This is a genomic window from Kribbella sp. NPDC050820, from assembly GCF_040653975.1.
Lineage (GTDB): Bacteria > Actinomycetota > Actinomycetes > Propionibacteriales > Kribbellaceae > Kribbella.
In genome coordinates this window covers 1-10,261 of sequence record NZ_JBFAHB010000139.1, presented here as the reverse complement: position 1 = coordinate 10,261, position 10,261 = coordinate 1, and the positions used below count along the sequence as shown (strand labels likewise).

Sequence of the window (10,261 nt, the reverse complement as noted above, 5' to 3'; positions counted from 1 at the left end):
AGTTGAACGTCGGCGTACGTTCGTGCGCCCTGGTGGGGTCCGGCCGTGACCTGGATCCTGGCGACCAGCATCAGGCACCACCGACCGGCGTCGCGTCCTCGGGGACACCAGCGTCGCCGGCGATGCCGAGCGCGGCGAGCGGCTCGTTGACCCACGACACCAGTTGCCAGCCTGCACCGTCGGACTGCCGGGTGAAGACCCTGATGTTGCGAAAATGCTGCGCCCCGGCCGGAGTGGCCTTGGAGACCGCGCAGACCACGACCGCCCGATTGTCGAACATCGTCGTGGACTCGATGCGCGTCTGCCGTGGCGAGCTGACGGTCAAGGAGTCGAGGAAGGTCGCCCGGTCGTCGAAGCGCACGCCATCCGGGCGGCCCATGCTGAAGGCCGGTGCGAGGAGACGTTCGAAGAAGGCTCGATCCGCGGACGCTTCGGCGTCCCCGATCGCGAGGTTGATGGCGGCGAGTTCGCCTTCTGGGCGGATCATGCGGTTTGCCTCTCTGTGCGGTCGCCGGCCCACAGGGTGTGGAAGGTCCCCTCCTTGTCCACACGCTGGTAGGTGTGCGCGCCGAAGAAGTCTCGCTGGCCCTGGGTCAGGGCGGTGGGCAGCCGTTCCGATCGCAGACCGTCGTAGTAGGACAACGCTGCCGCGATGCCAGGCGTCGGGATACCTGCTCTCGCGGCTCCCGCGACGACATTGCGCCAGGAGTCCTGCGCGGCTGTGATGGCGTCGGTGAAGTACGGTGCCAACAGCAACGACTCGGGAAGCTCGGTGCCGGCGGCGACGTCATAGGCCTCGGCAATCCGGTCCAGGAACTTCGCCCGGATGATGCACCCGCCGCGCCAGATCCGTGCCACCGCGCCGACATCGATCGACCAGCCGTACGCCGCCGCGCCCGCGGAGATCTCGTCCAGGCCTTGGGCGTAGGCGACGATCTTGGAGGCGTAGAGCGCGACCCTGACATCCTCGACGAACGTGTCCTTGTCAGAGACCGCGCACGCGCCGGTCGGCCCCGGCAGCCTGCCAGCAGCGGCTGCACGCAGGCCCGTCGTCGAGGAGAGACCACGGGCGAAGACTGCCTCCGCGATGCCCGACACGGGGACGCCCAGCTCGAGCGCGGTCTGCACGGTCCAGGTGCCGGTGCCCTTCATGCCTGCTGCGTCCAAGACGATGTCCACGAACGGTCGCCCGGTCTCGGCGTCGACGTGACCGAGCACCTCAGCGGTGATCTCGATCAGGAACGAGCCGAGTTCGCCCTTGTTCCAGGCGGCGAAGACTTCGCCGATCTCGGCCGGGGCGAGTCCGGCTCCGCGGCGGAGCAGGTCGTAGGCCTCGGCGATGAGCTGCATGTCGGCGTACTCGATGCCGTTGTGCACCATCTTGACGAAGTGCCCGGCGCCGTCGGTGCCGATGTGCGTGCAACACGGAGCCCCGTTCACGTGAGCCGAGATCTTCTCCAGAATCGGGCCGAGCGACTCGTACGACTCCGCCGAACCGCCGGGCATGATCGACGGGCCGTTCAGGGCACCTTCCTTACCGCCGGACACACCGCAGCCGACGAAGTGGATTCCCTTCTCCTGCAGGCCGGCCTGTCGGCGCCGGGTGTCGGCGAACTTGGCGTTGCCGGCATCGATGATGATGTCGCCCGGTTCCACCAGCGTGGCGAGTTCGTCGATCACTACGTCGGTCGGGTCACCTGCTTTGACCATGACGAGGATCTTGCGGGGGACGGCCAGCGAGGCGACGAAGTCCTCGATGGATTCGGAGGGGACGAAGGTGCCGTCGGCGCCGTGCTCGTCGATCAGGGCCTTGGTCTTGGCGTACGACCGGTTGTGCACGGCGGTGACGAATCCGTTCCGGGCAAGGTTGCGGGCCAGGTTCGACCCCATCACCGCCAGTCCGGTGACGCCGATGTCGGCCTTGGCGGTAGGGACGTACGACACGTGATTCTCCTCAGGCTGGGGATGAGTACGACGGCTTCTGGTGGTCCGGTTCAGGGGTGAGCTCGAGGCGACGGATGATCTCGGCCGCGATCTCGGCGGGTGGCCGCTCGGCCAGGACCGACAGGGTGTTCTCGTCCGTCTGCGGCGGTTCCAGTACGGCGATCTGGGATGCGAGCAGCGTGGCAGGCATATAGTGGTTCGTTCGCTCGGTGAGCCGCCGGCCGATCAGGTCCGCGGAGCCGGAGAGGTGCACGAAGACCACGTTGTCGCCGGCCAACTGGTCCCGGTAGCTGCGCTTGAGGGCCGAGCAGGTGATGATGCCGGGAACGCCGGCCTCGGCGTGGCTTCTGATCCAAGCCGCTACCTGGTCCAGCCAGGGCCGGCGGTCCTGGTCGGTCAGCGGCACGCCGGCGGACATCTTCACGACGTTCGCGAGCGGATGAAGGTCGTCTCCCTCGGCGTTGTCCCACCCCAGCTGCGCGGCGAGAATGCCTGCGACCGTGGTCTTTCCGGCCCCGGAGACACCCATGATCACGAGCACCGGGTGCCGCGGGGGAGAGCTTGTCGCCGTCACTCGACCTGCCCGTAGAGCCGCATCAGGTTGGCGTTGTCACCCCGACCGAGTCCCTGGTCGACCAGTTCCTGGTTCTGAGCGAGCACGAGTTCGGTGAGGGGCAGCACGAGGTCCTCGGAGTGGGCTGCGGCGGCGGCCGTGCCGAGGTCCTTGACCATGTTGGCGATATTTCCGGTGGGCGTGAGATCGGCTGCGGCGAACTTGAGGAAGAACTCCTGGAAGAGCGCGGAATCGGCGCGGCCGCCTGTCAAGGAGGAGAGCACTGCCTTCGGATCCAGTCGGGCAGCCCGGGTCAGCGCCGAGATCTCGGCCAGTGCGCTGAACCCGATCCCGACGAGTATCTGGTTGATGAGCTTGACGAACTGGCCCGCGCCGCTCGGGCCCACGTGGGTCACTCTGGCCGCGAGGTGGTCCAGGACTGCGGTGGCCCGGCCGACCGAGGCGTCGTCGCCGCCGACCATGAGGCTGAGCCGGCCTGCCAGCGCTCCGGGGGCGCCGCCGGACAACGGGGAGTCGACCCAGTGGACGCGCTGCTCGGCGACCCGTTCGGCGAAGTCGCGGGTGCGGTCCGGCGCGATCGACGACATGTCGATGATCAACCCGTCCCGGTCGGAGGTCCACCCAGCCAGGACGCCTTGTTCGCCGAACACGACCTGCTCGACGATCTCGGCGGTGTTCAGGGACAGTACGACGATGTCGCAGTGCGCGGCGATCGTCGCGGCGGTGCCGTAGAAGGTCGCCCCCTGGGCGACGAGCTCGTCCGCGGCGTCTCGTCGAAGGTCGGTGACAGCGAGCCCGCCGAGCTCTCGTTGCAGGCGGGTGGCGATGGCGTGACCCATCACTCCGAGTCCGACCACCCCCACGCGGCCTACGGTGTTCCCCTGCCGGGCGGTCGAAGCATCGATCTGATTGCTGGCGGTCATGAGAGTTCCTTTTGTCGTCATTTCGAAAGCGGTTCGGTACTGCTCCGGCGACCTTCAGGAGTCGGACAACCGAAGGACGACCTTTCCCGACGACGCGGGGTCGGCGGCCACATCCATCGCCGCGACCGCGTCGGACAGGTCGAACGTGTGGGTGATCACGGGGTCCAGGACGCCGGTACCGGCAAGCAGGCCAATGGATTCGTCGAGCTCGGTGTCGAAGCGGAACGCGCCCCGAACATCGATCTCCTTGGCCACCAGGCCGGAAAGCTCGGCCGGGCGAGGGCCGGGCGGAAACATGCCCAGCTGCACCAGCACGCCCCTACGGCGTACGGCGGCCAGCGCCGGGCCGACCGCCACCGTGGCTCCCGACGCCTCGAGAGCCACATCGAAGTACTGGTCCGGCAGCTCGTCGGTGCCGATGCGCACGGTGCGATCCACGCCGGCGTCGAGTGCGATCTTCAAGGGCAGGTCGAGCAAGTCGGTGGTCCACACCTCGTCGGCGCCCGCGGCCTTCGCCGCACCCGCGGCCAGGATTCCGATCGGTCCGGATCCGCTGACCAGGACCTTCGCCCCGGCCACGCCACCGGCCCGGTTCAGCGCGTGCAGGCCGACGGCCAACGGTTCGGCAAGAACAGCCCGCGACAACGGAAGAGTGGGCGGCAACACCCGCAACTGGTCTTGCCGAACGATCATGTACTCGGAGAAGCCCCCTTGCGTGTGCGGGAAGCTTGCCGCCGACCCGAGATACCGCGCGTTGCGGCAGACGTTGCGGATCCCGGCTGCACACTCGGGGCAGTCGCCGCAGGGTGACGCGGGATGGACAGCCACCGGAGTGCCCCGGGGCAGCGTGCCGGACGGATCGCTCTCGACACGTCCGACGACTTCATGGCCGAGGACGAGCGGCTGGCGCAGTGCGAACGCCCCCACTGCGCCGTGCCGGTAGTAGTGAAGATCCGAGCCGCAGATGCCGCCGTGCGTGTTGCGCACCAGGACCTGACCCAGATCCGGCGACGGCTGGGGAAAGTCGTCGAACTTCAGATCCCCCGGCCCATGGACCACCAGCGCCAACATGTCTATCCCTTCGATCGAGGTGCGGAGCCAGAGCCGTCGGGTCGCGGCGTTGCGCCGGGACCCGACGGTTGTTGCCTGGCGCTCACAGCACGGAGAGCATTCCGCCGTCGACGTACACGATCTGGCCGTTGACGAATGCGGAGGCGTCGGACGCCAGGTAGATCAGCGTGCCGACCAGGTCATCCACCTTGCCCCAGCGACCGGCAGGTGTGCGGCTGCGCACCCAGGCTGAGAAGGCCTCGTCGGCGACCAGGGCGCTGGTCAGCTCGGTCTCGAAGTAGCCCGGACCGATGGCGTTGACGCAGATCCCCGACCCGGCCAGGTCGCCGCACATGCCGCGGGTCAGCATCTTGATCGCGCCCTTGGTCGCGGCGTACGGCGCGATGCCCGGCCGGCTGACCTCCGACTGCAGCGACGCGATGTTGATGATCTTGCCGTGGCCGCGTGGCTTCATGCGAGCGGCGACCTCGCGACCGACGAGGAAGGCGCTGGTCACGTTGGTGGCCAGCAGGGCGTTCCAGTCCTCGACGGTGAAGTCGGTGAACGGCGCCCGTCGCTGCATCCCGGCGTTGTTCACAACGATGTCGAGCGGACCGATGGTCTCCTCGATCTCGGCGATACCCGCGGCGACCGCGGCCGGATCGGTGACGTCGAACGGCATCGCATGGGCCGTGCCACCGGTATCCCGCTTGATCTCGCCGGCCGCCACGGCGAGCGCGGAGGCCGAACGAGCGTTGAGGATCACCTCTGCGCCCGCCTCGGCGAGACCGTGGGCCAGCGCGCGGCCGATTCCGCGGGAGGATCCGGTGACCAGGGCTTTGCGCCCGGTGATGTCGAACAGTGGGTGTGTCATGCGGCTCCCCGCTGATTCTGTGTGCCGGCGAGGGGAACGTCCTCGATCCGGGTGAGCGTGCGTGCCCGGGTCTCGGGGGTGATGAAGGTGCTGACGACGGTGATGAGACCCAGCACGAAGGTGTAGAGGCCCAGTGGCCACCACGAGTAGTCGGTCATGGAGAGGAACCAGACACCGAGCAGCGGCGCCGCGCCGCCGGCGATGACGGCCGAGAACTCGCGGGACACCGCGACGCCGATGTAGCGGTGCCGGTTCCCGAAGAGTTCCGGCAACATCGCGCACTGCGCGCCGAGCATCGTGTTCACGCCGAGGCTCACGCCGAGTACGACGACCAGGACGACCAGGGCAGGATTGCCGAGCGAGAGCAGGTACCAGGCCGGCCAGGCGAGCAAGGTCAGGAAGGCGGCTCCGCTGCGGTAGACCGGGATTCTTCCGAAGCGGTCCGACAACGCTCCGGCCAGGGGGACAGTCAGTATGCCGATACCCGAGGCGACAGCGACGGCGAGTGGTCCGATTGACTTGCCGAGACCGACGGCGCTCGAGGTGACGAAGGTGATCGACAAGGTACTGAAGAGGTAGGAGCCGCCGTTCTCGCCCATCCGCAGTCCGATGCCGCGCCAGACCTGCCTGCGCGCGGTACGGAACAGTTCGGGCAGCGGATGCTCGGCGATCTGCTCCTGTTTCTCGAGCTCGACGAACGTCGGGGACTCCCGCAGCCGAAGGCGGATGAACAACGCCAACGCGATCAGGACGATCGAGGCGAGGAACGGTACCCGCCACAGCCAGCCGTAGAGTACCTCGTCGGGGGCCAGGCCCAGCAGGGCCCACACGGCGGCCGCCAGCAGAGTTCCTGCCTGGATGCCCACGAAGGGCAGCGCGGAGAAGAACCCTCTTTTCTTCGTGGGGGAGTACTCGGCCATCAGCACGGTCGCTCCGGCCTGTTCGGCGCCGGCCCCGAATCCTTGCAGCAGTCGCAGCACGACCAGGATCGTCGGTGCCCAGACGCCGATCGTGGCGGCCGTGGGCAGCAGCCCCACGAAGGTGGAGGACAGGCCCATGATCGCGATCGTGAAGGTAAGCACCCATTTGCGTCCCAGCCGGTCGCCCATCATGCCGAAGAACAGGCCACCGAGGGGCCGCGCCAGGAATCCGATCGCGTACGTCGCGAAGCTGAGGATCAGCGCCTGGTTCACGCCGAAGGCAGGAAAGAACAGCTTGCCGAAGATCAACGCCGATGCGGTGCCGTACAGCGCGAAGTCGTAGTACTCCAGCGCGCTGCCCACTGAGGCGGCCAGGGTCGCCTTGCGCAACTGCTCGGGGGGCACCTGTGCGCGGTGGTCCACTGCCGAGTCCTGGGCTTGTTGTGTCATGCGTCCTCCTAGACCTGTGGGGCCATGGGGCGGATGTCGTGAACCGGGAGCGCCCAACTGGAGTCCCAGAGCTTCGCGAAGTGGGCACTGCGTGACGCACACCATAACCACCTACGGAACAGCGTTCAATAGGTGGTACCGGATGAATTTCGGGAGGAGCGAATGCGGGCATGGCAAGCTGCTCTGCGCCGTACAACGGGCAGAGTCGTCGCGTCGCGCTGGGTGGACCCGCAGCGAGTGTTTCGGGTCAGCCGAAGATGAGCGGGTTGCTCAGGGCGGCCGCCACCGACTTCAGTTCGCCGAGCAACTTCTCGCGCATGGACTCGGTGGCGAGGTTCTTCAGGACGGTCACGCCGAGGGACAGCATGGGGCCGCCGGCCTGACGCGGGGTCAGTCGCACGGCCATACCGATGACGCCGGGATGCACGCCCTCGTCGTCGAACGCGTAGCCGTCCGCACGCGCCTTGGCGAGCCGCGCCTGCAGGGCCGCAACGCCGGACAAGGAAGCGTCGGTCATATGCGGGATCTCCACGCCGCGGAAACGGCGGGTGACCTCGGCCGGTGGCAGGACCGCCAACAGGGCCTGGCCGGTCGCCGTCAGGGCGGCCGGGAACCGCTCGCCGATGTTGGCCGCCAACCGGAACCGTGACCGCCCCTCGTACCGCGCGAGGTAGAGCACGTCCGTGCCGTCCAGCAATGCGATCTGGACGACGTGGTCCCGGAGGGACACCGTGCGGGAGCAGAGCTCGTAGAAGCTGCGGACCTCGTCGAATCCCGAAAGGTAGGCGCCCGCCAGTTCGACCGTGCGCCGGCCCAGGACGTAGCCGTTCTCGCGCCGTTGGATGATGCGGGCGTCCTCGAGGGCCTGGCACAGGTGCGACGTGGAGGACTTGGCGATGCCCAGGGATCTGGCCAGGTCGCTGACTCCCAGGGGCTCACCTCCGGCGACCTCCAGTGCGTCGAGGATCGCTGCGGCCCTCGTCACCGCAGGTGCCGGACTGCCTTCGCCGTCGGACCGGAAACGGCGCACCGCGGCCGGCGGCTCGTGCCCGGGTTCCTCAGTAGAAGTGCGTGATGTCGACGACATTCAGCAGTTCCTTCCGGTTGAGCAACCTGTGCAGGTTGGTCGCGAAGAGCTCCGCGATACGGCGGTCCTCATGCGGGCTCAACGCTGCTGTGTGTGGTGCGATCACGACCTGCGGCATCGCCCACAGCGGTGAGTCTGCGGGCAGTGGCTCCACGGCGACCACGTCCAGGAAGGCCACACCCAGCCGGCCCGATCGCAGCCCGTCGACCAGGCTCGGCTCGTCGATCACGGTACCGCGCCCGACGTTCACGATGGTCGCTCCGGGTTTCGTCGCGGCGATCAGTTCGGCGCCGTACAGACCCCGGGTGGCGGTGGTCTCGGGCAAGGTGAAGACGATGGCGTCCGCACGGCCGACCAACTCGGACACGGCCTCGATCGGGTGCACCTCGTCAACGTACTCGACCGGTTCAGGCTGTCGTTTCGTGCCGAGCACGGTGGCGCCGAGGGCCTTGACCAGTCGGGCTGTCTCCTTGCCTATCCCGCCGAGGCCTACGACCAGCACCGTCTGCTCGTGGACCTGCTTCATCGCCCACCGATCCGTCCATTGCCGGGCCGCCTGCTGGGCCTGCAGCCGGGCCAGATCCTTCGCTCCCGCCAACACCCCGAAGAGAGCGAACTCGGCGAGAGTGCGGCCGTGCACTCCGGCTGACGTGGTGAATTGCACCCGTCTCAGCTCGTCGGCCGTCAGCTCGGCCGCCTTCACCTGCGCACCGCCGCCGGCGGCCATCGTCTGAACCCAGCGGAGGCGGGGGTTCGACCGAACGGCCGACGCCAGCGCGGCCGGCTTGTTGTCCGGGATCCCGTAGAAGAGGTCCGCCTCGGCCAGCAGCCGGTCGAACTCGGCCTGCTGGCGGCGCGTCCGCCGGAACCCCGGGTCGCCCTCGTGGTCGCCGGGGAACCGTTGCGCGGGCAACAGGGCGTCGTCGACCAGCAGGTCCACCCGCGGGTCGACCTCGGTCAGCAGAGGCCGCAGGCCGGGCTCGAGCGGCGTGGCGATGGCGATCTTGATGCTGGACGACACCGAACTCCTCCAGGTTCCCCCCGCACGGTAGCGGACTTGGCTTACAGCGCAGCATACGACGCCGGACCACAGACGGAAAGATGTTCACTGGACTGGACATGCCCCGTCCGTCCGGCAGCAGTCCCGTCAGAACCCCAGCTAGCTCGGTGACCCGACGCGCGCTCTTGGTGCGTTCGGCGATTCCGGCGTAGTGGGCGACGACCCGACCAAGCTGCTCGACGCCGGTTCCGAAGACGCCCGCTAACACTTCTGATACCGAAGCGCTCGCGTCATTCGGAGTGTGACCTACCTGGCCGCACACGTCTGCTGCCGGGCCCGACCAGCGCGATCACGGTCTACAGCTGGAGCACAAGGCCTGCTCAAGGAGCCTTCGTGGGCTACATGGAAGACATCGTTACGAAGACTTAAGGGAACATATGTTCTGGGTACCTGCTTGAGTGCAGTGGTCAGTTGCGGTCCTGCGTGAGGAGCGTGGGCAGGGGGTGCGAGGTCGGTGTTCATTGGGACGATCTACGTCGGAGCGTGCCCAGATCGTTGCCAAGAATCGGTGGCAGGCCGGACTCGATCGATCGGAGCAACGCGAGCTCATGTCCGACTGACGATCACCATCTCGTTGCCTTCGGGGTCGGCGACCCGCCAGCGATCCTCCGACTAGCGGTGGAAGTAAGACGCGATCGCTCAAACACGAGACTGGAGCACGCTGGCTGCGGGATAGTGGATGCCTAAGCCACCTCACCGGGGGGAACACATGAAGCGACTTCTCGCACTTGGCGCGTCAACGGCCGCCGCGGTCGCGTTGCCCGCGCTGCCGGCCGGCGCCGACGCCCCGCCCGGACATGGTCTGGAGACGTTCACCGTCGCCTGCGCCGAAGGCGCGATCACGGTCGTCGGCACGCCCGGCGACTCGGCGAGCCGGTGGATCGACGACCAGCACATGGTCCTGCTATTGATCACCTTTACGCCTACTGGGGGCGTAGAAATCGTCGCCAAGGCGTTTGGCAAGAAGACTGGCCTTGCCTCGAACGCGGTCAGCTGCACGGTCACGGACCCCGACGGCACCGCCACCGTGGTACGGGCGCCCGTACCGCCGGAGGGATAGCAACATCCGGCGGCGGGCAGTTAGCCCGAGTCCGTACCAGGGCGTGCGTGGATCCACATGTTGGGCGCGAACGTATGAGGCGTAGTTGTGCCCGCCGCAGATGATGCCTCCGACGGCCAGGTGCTGGTATTCGGGAAACAACTGGTCAGCGCTCGAGGGGAACCGAGTCCTTCGCCCGAACACCACCCCGGTTGGCCGGTAGGTTGACCTACTGCCGGGGTGTAGGGCCCTGACCCTGGTTCTTGGACACGCCGAATCCAGCAGCTGAGCATCTGCTGGAGAGAGCGAGATGATCCAGAACCATGGCCCGCAAGAACTA

General features: G+C 67.6%; 10 protein-coding genes. 1 reads left to right on the top strand and 9 read right to left on the bottom strand.

Translation table 11 applies throughout. The features are described from left to right. Nucleotides 1-70: 70 nt before the first annotated feature. The 9 genes from AB0H36_RS47320 to AB0H36_RS47280 all read right to left on the bottom strand — a co-directional run bounded on the left by AB0H36_RS47320 (nt 71) and on the right by AB0H36_RS47280 (nt 8,843). On the bottom strand, nt 71-487 hold the full coding sequence (locus tag AB0H36_RS47320) for a nuclear transport factor 2 family protein (protein ID WP_360538729.1): 417 nt from the start codon (nt 485-487) through the stop codon (nt 71-73). Then, nucleotides 484-1,944 carry an NADP-dependent phosphogluconate dehydrogenase gene (gndA, locus tag AB0H36_RS47315; RefSeq protein ID WP_360538726.1) on the bottom strand — a complete coding sequence of 487 codons (1,461 nt, stop codon included), beginning with the start codon at nt 1,942-1,944 and terminating at the stop codon, nt 484-486. The genes AB0H36_RS47320 and gndA overlap by 4 nt, the downstream gene beginning before the upstream one ends. A 10-nt stretch (nt 1,945-1,954) precedes the next feature. Beyond that, nucleotides 1,955-2,518 carry a gluconokinase gene (locus tag AB0H36_RS47310; protein WP_360538723.1) on the bottom strand — a complete coding sequence of 188 codons (564 nt, stop codon included), beginning with the start codon at nt 2,516-2,518 and terminating at the stop codon, nt 1,955-1,957. Beyond that, complete coding sequence (locus tag AB0H36_RS47305; RefSeq protein ID WP_360538720.1) at nt 2,515-3,441, bottom strand: NAD(P)-dependent oxidoreductase; 927 nt, start codon at nt 3,439-3,441, stop codon at nt 2,515-2,517. Before AB0H36_RS47305 ends, AB0H36_RS47310 begins: the two co-directional genes overlap by 4 nt. 54 nt (nt 3,442-3,495) lie before the next feature. Further along, nucleotides 3,496-4,512 (bottom strand): L-idonate 5-dehydrogenase, encoded by a 1,017-nt coding sequence (locus AB0H36_RS47300; RefSeq protein WP_360538717.1) that lies wholly within the window; start codon nt 4,510-4,512, stop codon nt 3,496-3,498. Between the two features lie 82 nt (nt 4,513-4,594). Beyond that, nucleotides 4,595-5,365 carry an SDR family oxidoreductase gene (locus AB0H36_RS47295; protein WP_360538714.1) on the bottom strand — a complete coding sequence of 257 codons (771 nt, stop codon included), beginning with the start codon at nt 5,363-5,365 and terminating at the stop codon, nt 4,595-4,597. Then, complete coding sequence (locus tag AB0H36_RS47290) at nt 5,362-6,735, bottom strand: MFS transporter (RefSeq protein WP_360538711.1); 1,374 nt, start codon at nt 6,733-6,735, stop codon at nt 5,362-5,364. The genes AB0H36_RS47295 and AB0H36_RS47290 overlap by 4 nt, the downstream gene beginning before the upstream one ends. Nucleotides 6,736-6,982: 247 nt before the next feature. Then, a complete protein-coding gene (locus tag AB0H36_RS47285; RefSeq protein WP_360538708.1) occupies nt 6,983-7,720 on the bottom strand; it encodes an IclR family transcriptional regulator in 738 nt (245 codons plus the stop codon). 73 nt (nt 7,721-7,793) lie between these two features. Next, nucleotides 7,794-8,843 (bottom strand): D-2-hydroxyacid dehydrogenase, encoded by a 1,050-nt coding sequence (locus tag AB0H36_RS47280; RefSeq protein ID WP_360538705.1) that lies wholly within the window; start codon nt 8,841-8,843, stop codon nt 7,794-7,796. Between the two features lie 748 nt (nt 8,844-9,591). Here AB0H36_RS47280 and AB0H36_RS47275 point away from each other — a divergent pair. Further along, nucleotides 9,592-9,942, top strand: a complete 351-nt coding sequence (locus tag AB0H36_RS47275) for a hypothetical protein (protein ID WP_360538702.1) — start codon at nt 9,592-9,594, stop codon at nt 9,940-9,942. Nucleotides 9,943-10,261 lie beyond the last annotated feature (319 nt).